The organism is Flavimaribacter sediminis (assembly GCF_019492055.1).
In the GTDB taxonomy this organism is placed as follows: Bacteria; Pseudomonadota; Alphaproteobacteria; order Rhizobiales; family Rhizobiaceae; genus Flavimaribacter; species Flavimaribacter sediminis.
Genome location: NZ_JAICBX010000002.1, coordinates 556,325 through 572,099 on the forward strand (window position 1 = coordinate 556,325; position 15,775 = coordinate 572,099).

14 protein-coding genes are annotated in these 15,775 nt (G+C 63.4%); 7 read left to right on the top strand and 7 right to left on the bottom strand.

Annotated elements, in window-relative coordinates; genetic code table 11:
* Positions 1-157 precede the first annotated feature (157 nt).
* Genes K1W69_RS10840 through K1W69_RS10850 form a run of 3 tightly spaced genes read right to left on the bottom strand, consistent with a single transcriptional unit; the run spans position 158 to position 3,062 of the window.
* A complete protein-coding gene (locus K1W69_RS10840) occupies positions 158-1,102 on the bottom strand; it encodes a DUF3421 domain-containing protein (protein ID WP_220228373.1) in 945 nt (314 codons plus the stop codon).
* 39 nt (positions 1,103-1,141) lie between these two features.
* Entirely contained in the window at positions 1,142-2,011 is an 870-nt protein-coding gene (locus K1W69_RS10845; protein ID WP_220228375.1) for a hypothetical protein, read from the bottom strand.
* A complete protein-coding gene (locus K1W69_RS10850) occupies positions 1,998-3,062 on the bottom strand; it encodes a hypothetical protein (protein WP_220228376.1) in 1,065 nt (354 codons plus the stop codon). The genes K1W69_RS10845 and K1W69_RS10850 overlap by 14 nt, the downstream gene beginning before the upstream one ends.
* Before the next feature lie 296 nt (positions 3,063-3,358).
* Between K1W69_RS10850 and K1W69_RS10855 the strand changes: the two genes are divergently transcribed.
* Positions 3,359-4,759, top strand: a complete 1,401-nt coding sequence (locus K1W69_RS10855; RefSeq protein ID WP_220228377.1) for an alpha/beta hydrolase — start codon at positions 3,359-3,361, stop codon at positions 4,757-4,759.
* Between the two features lie 105 nt (positions 4,760-4,864).
* Positions 4,865-5,494 (top strand): LysE family translocator, encoded by a 630-nt coding sequence (locus K1W69_RS10860; RefSeq protein WP_220228378.1) that lies wholly within the window; start codon positions 4,865-4,867, stop codon positions 5,492-5,494.
* A gap of 17 nt (positions 5,495-5,511) precedes the next feature.
* On the opposite strand, the gene K1W69_RS10865 is transcribed toward K1W69_RS10860, so the two are convergent.
* Positions 5,512-6,117 carry a TetR/AcrR family transcriptional regulator gene (locus K1W69_RS10865; RefSeq protein WP_220228379.1) on the bottom strand — a complete coding sequence of 202 codons (606 nt, stop codon included), beginning with the start codon at positions 6,115-6,117 and terminating at the stop codon, positions 5,512-5,514.
* 184 nt (positions 6,118-6,301) lie between these two features.
* Between K1W69_RS10865 and K1W69_RS10870 the strand changes: the two genes are divergently transcribed.
* Positions 6,302-7,099, top strand: a complete 798-nt coding sequence (locus K1W69_RS10870) for an alpha/beta fold hydrolase (RefSeq protein ID WP_220228380.1) — start codon at positions 6,302-6,304, stop codon at positions 7,097-7,099.
* 36 nt (positions 7,100-7,135) lie between these two features.
* Here K1W69_RS10870 and K1W69_RS10875 read toward each other — a convergent pair whose 3' ends face one another.
* Positions 7,136-7,294, bottom strand: coding sequence for a hypothetical protein (locus K1W69_RS10875; protein WP_220228381.1), 159 nt, complete (start codon positions 7,292-7,294; stop codon positions 7,136-7,138).
* Between the two features lie 206 nt (positions 7,295-7,500).
* Between K1W69_RS10875 and K1W69_RS10880 the strand changes: the two genes are divergently transcribed.
* From K1W69_RS10880 to K1W69_RS10890, 3 genes are read left to right on the top strand one after another with little or no spacing between them, the layout of a single operon-like run.
* A complete protein-coding gene (locus K1W69_RS10880) occupies positions 7,501-10,785 on the top strand; it encodes an adenylate/guanylate cyclase domain-containing protein (protein WP_220228382.1) in 3,285 nt (1,094 codons plus the stop codon).
* A 29-nt stretch (positions 10,786-10,814) separates the two neighbouring features.
* On the top strand, positions 10,815-11,042 hold the full coding sequence (locus K1W69_RS10885; protein ID WP_220228383.1) for a tautomerase family protein: 228 nt from the start codon (positions 10,815-10,817) through the stop codon (positions 11,040-11,042).
* 13 nt (positions 11,043-11,055) lie between these two features.
* Positions 11,056-11,940, top strand: a complete 885-nt coding sequence (locus tag K1W69_RS10890; protein ID WP_220228384.1) for a class I SAM-dependent methyltransferase — start codon at positions 11,056-11,058, stop codon at positions 11,938-11,940.
* A 47-nt stretch (positions 11,941-11,987) separates the two neighbouring features.
* Here K1W69_RS10890 and K1W69_RS10895 read toward each other — a convergent pair whose 3' ends face one another.
* Positions 11,988-13,460, bottom strand: coding sequence for a DUF1254 domain-containing protein (locus tag K1W69_RS10895; RefSeq protein WP_220228385.1), 1,473 nt, complete (start codon positions 13,458-13,460; stop codon positions 11,988-11,990).
* Positions 13,461-13,508: 48 nt separating this feature from the next.
* Positions 13,509-13,769: a hypothetical protein gene (locus K1W69_RS10900; protein ID WP_220228386.1), complete on the bottom strand. Its 261-nt coding sequence runs from the start codon at positions 13,767-13,769 to the stop codon at positions 13,509-13,511.
* Positions 13,770-13,944: 175 nt separating this feature from the next.
* Between K1W69_RS10900 and K1W69_RS10905 the strand changes: the two genes are divergently transcribed.
* Entirely contained in the window at positions 13,945-15,678 is a 1,734-nt protein-coding gene (locus K1W69_RS10905; protein WP_220228387.1) for an adenylate cyclase, read from the top strand.
* The last annotated feature ends 97 nt before the right edge of the window (positions 15,679-15,775 follow it).

Below are 15,775 nucleotides of genomic sequence, written 5' to 3' on the forward strand. Positions count from 1 at the left end.
CGTTGCAGACGAGGGGACACAAAGCGATCGTATGGTTCTGTGCATCCAACAGCACGGCATCGTTTGCCCGGCGCCTTGTGCTCGTCTATGCCGCCTCTCCGGTTGCGATCGCAAGCCCCGGCCCCGGATGAACCGAAGGACGCCGGGGCTTGCTCAATCACTCGATAATAACCTCGAACGGCTTGCCGACCAGTTCCCCGCCGCCATAGCCGAAATTGCAGCCGTCGAACCCCTGGCGCGTCTTGCCGAGCTGCAGGCTGCCATTATATTCCGTGCGGCAGGCGTAGAGCTGGCGACCGTCGGATTCCATCCCCACCGGCAAGGAATTGTTGGGCGGCGTATGGAAAAAGGCCGGAAACCATTTCTCCTTGCCGACCATCAGCGAATAGACGGACGCCGTGAGTTCTTGCCCGCCATAGCTGAAATTGCAACCGCCGAAGCCGTGGGCGATCTTGCCGGGGTGCCGTCCGCCCTGGTAGTCGGCGACGCAGACGAAGAGATCCTTGCCGTTCGTGTCCCGGCCGGCCGGGAATGCGCGGCCATCGATCTGGCCGCCGGAAAGCTGCACCCAGCCCGGAGAGTCGTGCAGGGAAGCCGGCGCGAAGGGAGCCTGGCCGCGCCCGCACTGAGCAAGCAGATGCAGCATCTCGGCGGAGCCTCCCAGCGAATAGCGCGGGCCGCCCGGCTCGAAGTTGAGATTGAGCGTCATGCCGTCGCGGACTGCGGACAGCAGCCGGTCGTCGATCCAGGCCATCACCGCATCCGATTCCTGTGAAAACACCAAGGGAAACGGCCGGCCATCGACCAGAACGAGAACATCCGTCCCGGCCCGCGTATAGTCGGATATCAGACGGTAGCTGCCGGACGACAGTTCGAACCGCAGCAACTGTCCGAAATATTCCTGCTTGGTCGTGTCGATCATGTCCGCCCTGCAGGCGCCCGGCGCATCCTGGTAGATGATCCATGGCGTCGCGCGGGCGAAGATATTGCTCTGCGCGTTGCTCTCCCCGGAGAATGTCAGGAGTATGGCGGCGGCGGCCGCAACCCCGGTTACGCCTGCCTTGGCAAGCCATTTCATCGATGCATCAAACAGTCCGGTCATATCAAAATCCTGTCGTTTCAATGTCGGGGGTTTCTGCGGTCAGTCCCTGCTCAGGTTCAGTGTTCCCGCCTCCGCGGCGTCCTGCGTGCAGGACGCGACGGCGACGACCCAGGGAAACCGCGCAGTCGGGTCCGTTTTCATCTGCGGAAAGGTCCAGCACCGTCCGTCGTCCGAGACGACGGGCCCGGAACCGTCGGCCGACGGCACCTGGCGCCACCGCGTCGAATCCGGCCGGCAGACGGAAAGCACCAGTTGCGGCGGCTTCGACATGCCGGGGGCTTCGAGATCGATGCAGAGCCCGGGATGCCTGTCGATCGACAGCGTTCCGTCGGCGGCGGCTGCAAAGATGAGATCGGCTGGAATACGGCAATTGTGCAGGACGGGGGTCGCCCCCTCCTCCAGCGGGCCTTCGACGCCGATACAGGCGGCCGGGGCGAAGGAAGGCCACAGCATCATGCCGTCCGGCTGCGCGGCCAGGGCCGCCCTGGTTTCCGCCTCCGGCAATGCCCATGCGCAAATCCTGACGCCCGGCCGGACCCAGCATGCGCCCTCGCGTCTCACCGCGCCAATCCGGGACTGCGCATGGGTTGCGCCCCGCATGCCGTTCCAGTTCGCCTCGGCGACATCCCTGCCGGTCACGTCGACCTGCGCGAAATAGTCGTCGTTGCCGATCTGGAACGACCCGTCCGTGGAGGGGAAATACTGGCACCTGCCCTCGATCCAGGTCGTGCCGTCGACGGTGAGTTCGCAATCGACGGGCCGGCTCGTGCCTGCCACTGCGGAAACGGCGGTGGCCAGTGTGGCGAACAAAGCCATGACAACGATAAATGTGCGCATGAGATATCCGAAGCCGGTGAAGACGGGAACGAGGCCGGGCAGAGCCCGGCCGGTGGCATTACCTGGACGCACAGATCGTCGCCCGGGCGTTCGACCAGCAGCCGCCATTGCCGAGACGGAAATCGTCCCCCAGCCACGCCTGGGCGTGGGTCGCGCCGCGCTCGCCGTTCCAGTGACCCGAGGCCAGGCCGTTTCCGGACGGGGTGACTTCCGCGATGTAATCGCCGAGATAGCTGTCGCGATCGGTGTTGATCCAGAAGGCGCCGGTGCCGTCATTCGCCATCCAGATCGGGCAGTCCTGGCGGATATCAAGCAACAACCTGCCGTCGACCGTGAGCCTGCAGGCGCCGTGGATCACGTAGGAACCGCCGGTCGACGCCGACGCCGGCGGCGGGGCCGGCTGCGGCGACGGACTCTGCCCGCGCGCGCACTGCATCATCAGGTCGATCGCGGCGGACGATCCGGACAGCGAATATTGCGGCCCGCCCGGGTCGAAATTCAGATTGAGCACAGACCCGCGTTTGAGCGCCGCGACCAGATTGCGATCGATGCGGGCGACGACAACGTCGGATTCATGTGCGAATTTCGTGGGATAGGCCTGACCGTCCACCAGAATGTGGGTGAAGTCTCCCCCGGCCGTGTAATCGCTGATCAGCCGGAAATCGCCGGATGAAAACTGGAACCGGAGCAGCTCTCCGAGATACTGGCCCTTCGACCTGTCGATGATTTCCGCGCTGCACGCACCCGGATAGTCCCTGCGAACGACCCATGCCTGGTGGCGGGCATAGACCCCCGGTTCGGCAGGCCCGGCCGGCGGCTCATTGCGGGCGGCGCCCGCGCAGCTCGCGGCAAGGCTGCGGATATGTTCCGCGGCGCCCATGACGGTGTCACGGGAATTGTTCATGCACCAGTTGAAGTGCATGTCGTAGTTGGCGTGAACGCCTCTGTTGTAATCCTGACAGGCCGGATTTTTGCTGATCGCGTCCCTCGCGACATCCGCTGTCGTGGAGGCGTACTGGCGGCAGAACGGCCTGCTTTCGGCGCGACTGTCCGAGGCGCCCACCGCCAGCACTGCGAGCAGGCACCCCCATGCCAGCCCGACTTTTATTCCCATCGACCCCATGTATTGCCCATCCTTTTTTTGCGCTTACGCCACGCGTCATCCGCGGCGTCGCAGCTGCTCCGGCGCCGACCCGATGTCCAGAGCGGTGTGTCCCCCGCCGCTCCGCAACATATCGTTGAATCGATGCATGGCCTTCCAAGCATCCGGATAAAGCTTTGTCGATACGAGAAAAGGTACTTGCATTTCATGGCGGAATTTCCTGAATAGCTGTATCAAGAATACTTCACCCAATTGGGTTAAATTGCCCCGATTCCCGTTGCGATCAGCCTTAAATGACGTCGGAGTAACGTTGCTTTATGAATTCTTTTGAGACTTTCGAGCCTGTTCGATTCGATCGCAGCCTGACCCGCGAAACTCTGGATTCATTGATGACGATGCTGCCGGCCGAAAGCCGTCTGTCTCCGGAAATCCTCAGTAGCTGGTTGACGGAAGATCTTTACGGCGCAGGCGCGACCGGCGGGCTTCTGCTCGATAGTGAAGGGCGTTTTATGGAGAGCAGCCCTGGCGTCGAAGCCCATGCGATCGGCTTTATTTCCGACGAGCAGCTTATGCAGATTTTTCAACAGCGATTCGCGAACACGCCGACTCGCGCCGAGATGTCCCTCCTGAAATCGCTGCTCGCCAACCGGACGCTGCGCGAAATCAGCGCCGAAACCGGCGCAACCTACGAGACACGCCGCACCCAGGCCAAGGCGCTGCTCACCAAAAGCGGGCTTTCGAGGCAGTCGGAACTGCTGACGATCATGTCGGCGCTGGCGGCGACGAACATCAGCGCGCGACGCAAGGACACGGCCGACGCCGGCAGGATCGCCGATGAAACGACCGGAAGGCTGTTCGGCGATGCGGGGCGCCTGCACAATCTCACGATGAGCAGCGGGCGAAAGCTGTTCGTGATGGATGTCGGGCCATCCGGCGGGCGGCCGATCATCGTCATGCATTCGACCTTCCTGCCGTTTTATCCGATGCCGGACCAGGTCGAGTCGTTCGACAGGCTGAATGTCCGAATACTCATGCCGTTGAAGCCCGGTTATCTCGGAACCCCTGTGCACGCCGGCGACGGACTGGACAACATGGAGACCTTTGCGCGCGACGTCGCCGATTTCGCGAAGACCTTCAATCTGTCCGAGGCGCCGGTCATTTCCCACACGATCGGTGTGTTCGCGGCGCTGAAGCTCATGGCGCATTCGCCCCGACATTCTAAGGTCGTGCTTTTTTCGCCAACCTATATCAGCAAACCGCACGAGCAGGTTCCCGGCTTCATGTCGGAAGCGATACGGCTTGCGGGAAAATCCAGCAAGGCGATGATCGGCGCTCTCGGCCTGCTGGTCCGGATGATGAGCCTTGTCGACGCGTTCAGGGGTAGTTTCAGAAAGATCTATGCCGGCAGCCCACCGGATCTGGCGATCCTGAATTCGCAGGACCGTGTCGTCAGGGAAGTTATCCGCACCGCCACGCAGAGCTTACCGGGCCTTGCCAACGACCATGCGCTGATGCAGGCCGACTGGATACCGCTCATCCCGGACGACGCCGTCAACATCAAGATCGTCTTCGGCGCCCATGATCCGCATTGCGACTACCGCAGCGCACTGTCGCGCATAGAAAACGCATTTGTGCGTTACGAAGTGGTCGAGGATTTCGGACAGATATCGGCCATTTTCGAGCCGGAATTCACCACACTGCAGACGCTGTCCAGATAGACCATGAAATCAGGCGTGCGGGCGACAGAAGTCCGATGACAAACGGATGTCGGATGATATGATTCCGTCTCAGCCGATTTCTCCGCAACCCATAAGGCGAACCCCATGTTCATCGAGCATGCCCAGCATCTTCTGCTCGTATACGCGGCCTATCTCCTGGCGATCGCCAGCCCGGGCCCGAGCACCATGGCGATCATGGGCGTCGCCATGAACCAGGGCCGTCCGCCCGCCATTGCGCTCGCGCTGGGCGTCGTGTCGGGCAGCCTGTTCTGGGCATTGCTTGCGGCGACCGGCATCTCGACGATCCTGACGGCCTATGCGGAGGCGCTCACCGCGATCAAGATCGCAGGCGGTCTCTATCTCCTGTACCTCGCATGGAAATCCGCACGGTCGGCGCTGACCGCCGACCCGCAGCCGAAGAAGTCCTTCGCGGCTGCGAAAACATCCGCGCACTTCCGACGCGGCCTGTTGCTGCATCTCTCCAACCCGAAGGCAGTGTTCGGGTGGATGGCGATCATGGCGCTTGGCTTGCGGCCCGATTCTCCCGCCTACACATTGCCGGCGATCTTAGCGGGCTGCGCGGCGCTGGGACTGACGGTCAATGTCGGCTACGCCTTCCTTTTCTCGACCGCGCTCATGGGGCGGGCCTACCGCAATTCCCGCCGCTTCGTCGAGGGCGCGCTTGCCGCGATCTTCGGCTATGCCGGCCTGCGCCTCCTCCTCTCCAAGACCTAGCGCCGAAGGTTTCGGGATCAGGGTCCCAGCGCACGCCGCGTGGCCCGCTCGGCTTCGTCGATGATCGCCTTGACCCGCGTCGGAGGCGGAGTCGAGATCAGTTGCAGTGCGATGCCGCGCAGGAGGCCAAAGAGCGACACGGCCATCGCGTCAGGATCGGCGTCTGACCGTACCGAGCCGTCGCTGATTCCTTCACGAACCTTGTCGGCGAGCAGACGCCGGAAGCGGGCGTCCTGTTCCGCGTAGAGCGGCATCAGGACCGGATCGGCGGCAATCGCCTCGCCCCACATCTGCAGGAACGCACGGGCGGCGGGACGCTTGTTGGTCACGTTCTTCAGGTAGGCGCGAACTGTGTCCGACAGCCAGGCTCCGGCGCTGTCCCCGGTATCCGGGAGGGTGAAAGCCTGGGCATCGCGCATGACCGCGCGGAGCAGATTTTCGCGGCTGCCGAAGTGATGGGAGACAATTCCCCGGCTGTAGCCGGCGGCCTCGCCGACCTCCGCCAGGGTGAGCGCGCGCGACCCGCGCTCGGCGATCAGCGCCGTCGCGGCGGCTATCACCTTGCGTTCGGTCTGCTCACGACGCTCTTGCTGCGTACGGCGAGCGGGAGGCTGATCAGGCATCGGGACTGTCCAGATATCGGGACGACGAAGCGTATGGTCCGCCGGTTTGTGCGCTCATCGGTCGGTAGCACGCGCGACAGAGCGCGCGCAAGCGGCGCGGGAGGAAAGATCGGCTCTTGCGTCTGAATGCCAATCATGTCTATTTACTTGTGTGTTAACAAACAAGTTTATTGGAGACAGTTTCATGTCGCGCACTCCACTCGTCCTCGTTCACGGCAACCCGGAGTCGGCGGTCATCTGGGGACCGCTCATCAAGGCGCTCGATCGGGCCGACGCGGTCGCCCTGTCCCCGCCCGGATTCGGCGTCCCCGCGCCGCGTGGCTTCGAACCGTCGATGACAGCCTATCGAGACTGGCTGGCGTCCCAACTGGAACTGTTCCGCGCCCCGGTCGATCTGGTGGGACACGACTGGGGCGGAATCCACGTCGCCGTGCTGGCGATGAGCCGTCCGGACCTGATCCGCAGCTGGGCCTCGGATGCGCTTGGCGTGTTCGCTCCCGATTACGCCTGGCACGCGCGGGCGCAGGTCTGGCAGCAAGAGGGCCCGGGCGAATCCTCGGTGCGGGAACTGTGGGGAGGCGACCTGGAGCAGCGGCTCAAGGTGGCGTCATCCCTCGGCATGACCGGGCGCATGGCGGAGCGGGTCGCGGCAGGCATGGATCCCGAGATGGGCGACGCCGTGCTCAAGCTGCTACGGTCGGCGCGACAACCGGCGATGGCCGAGGCGGGACAGCTCCTGCCGAGCGCCGCACAACGTCCGGGACTCGCTCTCATCGCCGTCGACGACTTCGGACGAGCCAGCGGGACGATTGAGCAGCATGAGTGGGCAGCAGAGCGATCGGGCGCGAAAATGGCGCATCTGGCGGGCGTGGGCCACTGGTGGCCGGAGGAGACGCCCGCGCCGGTTGCCGAGGCTTTGATGCACTTTTGGGCGCAGCTGCCAGGTCCTGCGGAGGCCTCCGCGATCTGCCCCAGGGTGTGACGTCCGGCAGCCGGTCAATTCCCCGAGCCGGTTGCTTCACAAAGCAGCAGACGAGATTGCCTGTCTCCAATCCAGCGCCAGTTTCCTGAACCCGACCGGATTGCTGGTGATCCTGGCGGCAGCGCCGGTGACATCGCATTGAGCGTCCAGATGATCTTTCGAGATGCCGATGCCGTTGTTTGTTGTCTTCGTCATGTGCAATGCTTGTCGCAGAGGGCATTGCGCCGCCCTTTATCCGTTAGGGCCTGCGGCGGTCTTCGGCTATTCCGGCCTGCGTCTGCCTCCTCAAGGCCTTGAGGTCAATCGGCCCCCAAACCGCTGTCGCAAAGGACGGCGATACTTGCCAAGATTGAGGAAACTCATCACATTCGCACAGTATTGGTGGGAAGGCCTCGAACGCAATGCTGATCAGGAACTGGCTCGACACCCATGGCCTCGCAGATCATGCTGCGGTTTTCGAGGAGAACGAGATCGACCTCGACGCCGCGCGGGATCTCAACGAGAATGATCTGAGGGAACTCGGCATCCCCATGGGGCCGAGGAAGAAACTGCTTCGCGCCATTGCCGCGCTCGCCGCCAACGCCGAAGACCCCAGCGTTGAAGGCGCACGAGAGGACCAGCTTTCCGCCGAACGCCGCCAGGTCACGATCCTGTTCGCCGATATCTGCGGCTACACCAACCTTTCCGGCGTACTGGACGCCGAAGAGATCCACAGCCTGCTTTCGACCTATTTCGGCGCCGTCGACGCGATCATCGCGGATTACGGCGGCTCCGTCGACAAGCATATCGGCGACAGCGTCATGGCGGTTTTCGGCGCCCCCGTCGCCCACAGCAACGACCCGGAGCGGGCCGTCAGGGCGGCGCTCGCCATCCAGGAAGCCATGCCGCGCGTGTCGGCGGAAGCCGGCCATGCAATCAAGGTCCACATCGGGGTCGCGAGCGGCCAGGTCGTGGCGAGCCAGGTCGGCAGCGAGAACCACTACACGGTAACGGGGGACTCGGTGAACCTCGCCTCGCGGCTGACCGACGAGGCGGGCGCGGACGAAACCTACCTTTCCTCCGCCGTGCGCCAGGCCGTCGGCTCCGACTGCCGCACCGAAGCGCTCGGCGAACTGTCGCTGAAGGGCATTGCCGAGCCGGTGCGCATTCACAGGCTCCTGTCCTATGACGCCGCGCCCGCGCACAGCGCTGACCGCCCGTTCGTCGGTCGGCAGACCGAATTGCAGCAGTTTTCGGCGCTGCTCGACGCCTGCCTCGACACGCAGGCCGGCTATCTCGTCTATCTGCGCGGCGAAGCCGGCATCGGCAAGACGCGGCTGACGGAAGAATTCGAACGCCGGGCGCGCGAACGCGGGTTCCGCGCGCACCGCTCGCTTGTGCTCGACTTCGGCGCCGGCAAGGGACAGGACGCGATCCGCTCGCTGGTGCGCAGCCTGCTCGCAATCCCGCCGCCCTATGACAGCAGCGACCGCGCCGCCGCAGTCCGCAAGGCGGCCGCCGACGGCGTCGTCGCCGACAACCAGATCACGTTTTTGAAAGACCTGCTCGATCTCGACCAGACGCCGGAGGACATGGTTCTCTACAATGCGATGCAGAACACGCAGCGCAACCGGGGAAAGCGCGAGACGGTGGCGAACCTGGCGCGGAGCCTCGCCCGGACGACGCCGCTGTTCATTCTTGTCGAGGACGTGCACTGGGCCGACGATATCGTGCTCGATCATCTTGCCGGCCTCGCGCGCGCGATCGCCGACGCGCCGGCGATCCTGGTCATGACGTCGCGCATCGAGGGCGATCCGCTGAGCGAGAGCTGGCGCGCCTCGATCACGGCGACGAACGTGGTCACCTTCGACCTGCGCCCGCTGCGGCCGGCAGACGCCCTTGCGCTCGCCGCCGGGTTCTTCGACGTCGCCAACCAGTTCGCGCGGTCCTGCGTCGAACGCGCGGACGGTAATCCGCTGTTTCTGGAACAGTTGCTGCGCGGCGCCGAAACGGCGACCGAAGAACAGGTTCCGGGCTCCGTGCAAAGTATCGTCCAGGCGCGCGTGGACGCGCTCGATCCGCCCGACAAGCAGGCCCTGCAAGCCGCCTCCGTGCTCGGCCAGCGGTTTACCCTGCAGGCGCTCAGACAGCTTGTCGACAGCCCGCAATACGGTTGTGGCAAGCTGATCGAACGCCACCTGATCCGGCCTGACGGCGAAGCATTGCTGTTCACCCATGCGCTGGTGCGCGAAGGCGTCTACAATTCGCTTCTGGCGCCGCGACGCAAGGACCTGCACATGCGCGCCGCCGACTGGTATCGCAAGCAGGATCTTGTTCTGCACGCCGAACATCTGGACCGCGCCGGCGACCCGTCTGCGCCGAATGCGTATCTCGACGCATCAACCAGCCAGAGCGACGCGCTGCATTTCGAAACGGCGGCGTCGCTGGCGCGCCGCGGCGTCGCACTGGCGTCAGACAGCGACCTTAAGTGCCGGCTCAACTGCACGCTCGCCAACGCCCTGCTCAACATCGGCGAGACCGAGAAGGCGATCGCCGCCTACGAGGAGGCGACCGGGCACGCCGGGACTGACGAACAGAGTTGCGAGGCCTGGACGGGCCTCGCCGCCGCCCTGCGCATGGCCGACCAGCAGGAAAGGGCGATCGAGGCGCTCACCCACGCGGAGGAAGCAGCCCGCCGCAGCAATCTGCTCGCCGAGCAGGCGCATATCCATTACCTGCGCGGCAATCTCTATTTCCCGCTCGGCCGGATCGAGGAATGCCTGTCGGAGCACGAAAGCGCCTACCGGCTGGCGCGCGAAGTCGGTTCGCTGGAGGCGGAGGCGCGCGCATTGAGCGGCCTTGGCGACGCGCATTACCTCAAGGGCCGGATGCTGACCGCCTATGACAACTTCCAGACCTGCGTGCAGCTCGCCGAGGCGCAGGGTTTCGGCCGCATCGTGGTGGCGAACCGGCACATGGTCGGGTGGTCGCGCCTCCACAAGATGGAGTTCCGCGAAGCGCTTCAGGACGGACTGGCGGCGGCCGAAAAGGCCGCCCATGTCAGCCAGCTGCGCGCCGAGGTGACCAGCCTTCTGCTTGTCGGCTCGATGAGTTTCAGACTGGGAGATCTGGATACCGCGGTGGATTATCTCGAACGCGCGCTGGAACAGACACAGAGGATCGGCGCGGGCAATTTCAAGGCCAACGTGCAGTGGGAGCTTGCCCGCGTGCGGGCAGGACAGGGAGATCTCGCAACAGCGCGCAGAGAGATTCAGGAGGCGCTGGATACGGCGCGCGCATTTGCGCTGACCTTCACCGGACCGGCTATTCTTGCAAGCTGGGCGGCGATGGCGGAAGACAGCGACGCAAGACTCAAGGCGCTGGAGGAAGGGGAAGCGATCCTCACGGCCGGCTGCGTCGGACACAATTATTTCTGGTTCTGCGAAACGGCCATCGACGACGCCCTCCGCCACCATGAATGGGACCGGGCCGAGCGCTACGCCGGCATCCTGGATGATTACTCACGCCCGCAGCCGCTGCCCTTTTCCGACTTCATGGCCGAGCGCGCCCGGGTCCTCGCCGCGTGGGGACGTGACGGCCCCAACGAGGAACGCATCCGCCGGCTCGAAGCGCTGACGGCGCAGGCGCGCGCCGCCGACCTTCAGTCGGCGCTTCCGCTCATAAAAGAGGCGCTGGCCAAACAATAATTGTCAAACAGACCAAATGGAGACCTGAAATGCCGCATGTGCTTGTCAAACTCTGGCCCGGAAAATCCGAGGCGCAGAAGCAGGAACTCGCCGAGGAGATCACTCAGGCGTTGATGCGGACGCTCGAAAGCAGCGAGGCGTCAGTGTCGGTCTCGTTCGAGGAGATCGACAGGGAGCAGTGGCGCGAGACCGTCTATTTGCCCGAGATCATGGGCGAGCCCGAGAAGCTCTACAAAAAGCCCGGATACACGATGTGAGGAGCAAACCGCGATGACGAACCGCCCGAGCCTTGGAGAAATCCTGCTTGGCACCGAGGGCCTGGCCCTGCTTCGGCTCGCTTTCACGGACGACGCCGGCGCCCGCCGCGCGCGCATCGACGAGATCCGGTCCCTGCTCGCAGACTACGATGAGAAACCGGACCTGACAGCTCCGCTTGCAGGCCCCGAATACGATCGGTCGGAAGGCTATGCGCTCTGGTCGCAGACCTACGACCGACCCTTGCGCCTCTTTCCGATCGAAGAGCCCGTCATGCATGATCTCATCGGCCGACTGCCGCCCTCGACCGTGCTCGACGCGGCCTGCGGCACAGGACGATACAGCGAAGTGCTTGCGCGTGGCGGACACAGCGTCATCGGCGTCGATGCGTCTGCAGAGATGCTCGCCAGGGCGCGGCCGAAAGTACCCGGGGCCGAGTTTCGCGAGGGCGAACTGACGGCCTTGCCGCTGGAGGACGAATCCGTCGACGCGGCGGTGTGCGCCTTGGCGCTGGTCCACCTTGAAGAAATCGACGGCGCCATGCGGGAGTTTGCGCGGGTGCTCCGGCCGGGAGGACGGCTCGTCATCAGCGACGTCCATCCGTTTCCGATCATGCTCGGCTGGCAGGCGCAATTCCGGACCATCGATGACGACGCCGGGTTCATGCGCATCCATCCGCACCTGTTGTCGGAATACAGCGCAGCCGGCCTGGCCGCCGGCTTGAGCATTACCGCCTGTTTCGAACCGCGCCTGACGCCCGAAGCCGCGATGACGCCCGCCGCCGAACAGTTGCCCGAGGCCAATCATGCCGCTTGGGTCGGCCTGCCCGGCGTGGTGATCTGGGAAATGAAAAAATCCGCGGCTCACGCCGCGGCGGGTTCTCCGGCCAATGCCTCCTGAATGAGCCGGCGGGGCAAAGCACCCGCCGGCCGGACATGTCGTGTCGATTACTCTCCGGTGATGCGCGGCAGCGCGTCGACCTTGCGAACCGCGGGCGGGTTCCATTTGCCTGTGAGCGCCTCCGACTTCGGCGCATAAAGCCGCATGGTAAGGTTGAAGGCGCCTTCAGGAGCGGGCAGCCAGTTGGCTTCCTTGTCCTTGCCGGGGCTCTGGTGCTGGAAGTACAGGTCGAGCGAGCCGTCGGTATTGTACTCGAACGGCATCCAGCTCGAGACGGCGAACCGGTTCAGGCTGTTCGCCACCTGATAGCCCTGATTGTCATAAAGGGTGATCGACCAGAAACCGTTTGCTGGCGGAAGCTCCGGCTTTTCAAAGTGCAGAACATAGTTGTTGCTTCCCTCGAGCGGCTTGCCCTCGCTGTCGGCGATATTCAGCGGATAGATCGCATCCTGTGGCTGGTTCGCACCGAGGCCCACCTGCGTGACGATGGCGCGCTTCAGGTAGTAGTTGCCGTAGACGCCCATCGTGTCGGTATTCATCGACCAGTAATTTACGACCGACGCAAGTCTCGGCAACTTCCAGGCCATCAGTTCCTGCGCGGCTTTCGGCGCGCGCTCGATCGCCTTCTTCACGACAGGATCGGCGCCGGACGCGTCGAAGCTCTTTCCGCGTTCGATCCCCAGCCTTTCCATGCGGGCAAGGATCGGCTGGTCCGTATCATGGGGCGGATAGGTCTTCAGCAATTCGGCCGCCCGTGTGAAGAACGCGTCGCCGGTCATGGTGTCCACCTGGATCTTGGTCGGGGTCTTCATGTCGATGTCCGGATTGACGGTGACTTTCGGCGCCTCCAGATCCTGTCCGTACTTCGACAGCGGACTGATCTTGAGGCCGTCCTGGATCTTGTTGACGGCGGGGTAGTCGTCCGGACCGTCGGTCTTGATGCGTCCCAGGACCCAAACATGCGGGGTCGGCGCATCGATGCGCTGCGTGCCCTCGGGCAATTTTAACTCTTCTGCGAGCCTGTCGCGAAGATCAGGCCGCCAGCCCGGTGGGGCGATCAACAGGGTCTGGGCTTCGGTGCCCGTCGTGCGCCAGCCGGGAGAGGCAAAGACGTTGGTCCACATGTCGAGCATCGGCAAAAGGTAGTAGCGCCCGTCCGTCGCGGGAACGGAGATGACGACCGGCTCATCCGTCAGATCCAGCCACGCACTCGAATACAGCGTGTCGAAGTTCGGGCGGACCACTGTCTTGTCTTCCGCCGTCGGATAGGTCCTGACATTGTTGAACCAGTTCGGCGGACCTCCATAGGAGGCTGAGCCGGCTTCCACATTGGTCAGTTGCTCGCGGGTGATTTCCATCGTCATGAGCGAATAGAGATACAGATAGGCCTCGGTGGCGATGGCATTTGCATCGTCCTGGGTAAGGGCCGACGCCGGACTGATGGCAACTGCGGTCGCGACGGCGGCAGACATTGTCAGGTTGCGTAACCCGCGAAACACCGCGGTACCGATTGCAGACATGGAAACCTCCTCTAGGGTTTGTCTGGTCAGGAAACATCTCCGGATCGGTCAAACGGAGGAATCGGGTCGTTGCGCATTGAGCATCTGCTGTATTTCACGGGCGAGATCATCAACCAGGATCCTGTATTCGGCTCTGCGAACATCGCGGGCGGCAGCGTCAGACGCCTTGCTCCACCAGTCGAACGCTTCAGCCGCATCCAGGTAATCCTGACACACCTCCTGAAACGTCTCGCTGAGCTTCACCAGTCTTAAAATCTCGTCCTTCAGATGCGGAAAACGCTGAACGACAGCCGTCACGGTCTTTTCCATGAACACCATCCCGAACCGTTCGCCTGTTCCGGCGCGATCATGTTATGCAAGACAAAGAACAATCAGGAAGTGACAAGACAGATTCTACGTGGAATCTACGCATGATCATCCGTTATTGCGTATCGTTACCGTAAGTGGCTGCCATGCAGGTTTTTAACGCCGGGACAACTGTGTGATGCAGAAGAAGAGCCATCCAGAGGCGACTGAAATTCGTGATGCGGTCGAGCGAATCGTCGGCAGCGCGGATTTCACCGGCACGGAACGCGCCGCCGGTTTTCTCAGATACATCGTCGAGGAGACCCTCGAGGGACGTGCGGACCGTATCAAAGCCTTTACCGTGGCTGTCGATGTGTTCGGGCGCGACGAAACATTCGACGCAAGAAACGATCCCGCCGTGCGGATCGAGGCTGCGCGTCTTCGCCGCGCCCTCGAGCGCTATTACCTGACGTCCGGCAGCAACGATCCCGTCGTCATCGGCATTCCGAAAGGCGGATACGTTCCGACCTTCTCCTTCGGGCATGACAATGCGCCTGCCGACCCGCCCGTCGCGAACGGGAATTTCGCCGGGTTTTCTTCCCGGTACGTCATCGGGGGCATGGCTGCCGCCGTTCTGCTGCTGATCGCGACGGCTCTGGTCTATGTGTTCGCACCTTCGCGGACAACGTCCGACGACGTATTCGGGCCGAAGATCCTCGTCCTGCCCTTTGCCGATCTCGGAGACAGCGACACGTCCGTCCTTTATGCCGCGGCCATTACCGACGAACTGATCGGCGCTCTCGCCCACTTCAAGGAGATATCGGTCTTCGGCGGCCAGACATCGCGCGCCGCAGACGGCCTCGACATGGACAAACTCCGTTCGAAACTCGGGGTCGACTATGTGCTGGAAGGCAGCGCCCGAACGGCCGGATCGTCGGTCCGGGTCGGCGCCCGCCTGATCGATGCCGAAACCCAGGCGGTCCTCTGGTCGGCCAATTACGACACGGGTCTTACCGCCGGCAATCTCTTCGAAATCCCGGCCTCCACTGCCGATGCGGTTGCCGCGGCCGTGGCGCAACCACGCGGCGTGGTGCTGAACGCGGAGGCCATCAACCGTCTGGAGAGGCCGCCGGACAATCTGGACGCCTATCTTTGCAGTCTCAGCTACTACCTCTATCGCAGCAATCCGTCGCCGCAGGCCCACCTTGACGTCCGCGAATGCCTTGAACGGACCGTCGATCGCTTTCCGAACTATGCGACGGCGTGGGCCCTGCTCGCGCATCTCCGTATCGACGAACTGCGTTTCGGATACAATCAGCGTCCGAATGCCGTAGAGCGCGCCTACGATGCCGCCCAGAGGGCCGTCGCCATCGATACCGGAAACGGCCGCGCCTTCCAGGCGCTTGCCACAATTGCGCTTTTCTCCCGAAAGCCGGCCGAGGCCCGTGAATACGCCGAACGGGCTCTCGAGCTCAACCCGAACGACAGCGACCTGCTGGGCCAGACCGGACAGGTATTCGGCCTCTCCGGCGAAAAGGCCCGCGGACGAAAGCTGATCGAAAAAGCACTGGCTCTCGATCCCGACAGGTCCGGCTTCTATCTGGGTGTGCTCGCAATCATCTGCTACATGCAGGAAGACTACGCGTGCGCGCGGTCGGCCATCGCCAAATCGGATGCACGCCAGGCGCCCGTCTATCACGGTGTCGCCGCTGTCATCTACGCGCAGACCGGCGAGGAGAAAAAGGCGCGGGAAGCCGCGGACGAACTGATGCAACAGTCACCACGGTTCATCCCGAACCTGTGGGCCGAACTTTCCAACCGAAGCATCCCCCGCGCCGATCAGCGTCATATCGCCGACGGCTTTCGGAAAATCGGAATCGAGGTCCCGCCGGAGCCCGAATCGCATCCTGCGCAAACACAACCAGCAGGGTAGAGGCCCGCGCTCAGCGGTTTTGGCGATATCTCCTCTCCCTTGCAACTTGCTTCGAACGACATCTTGTATTGCGCGGATTGCGGAGATTGTTGGGAGA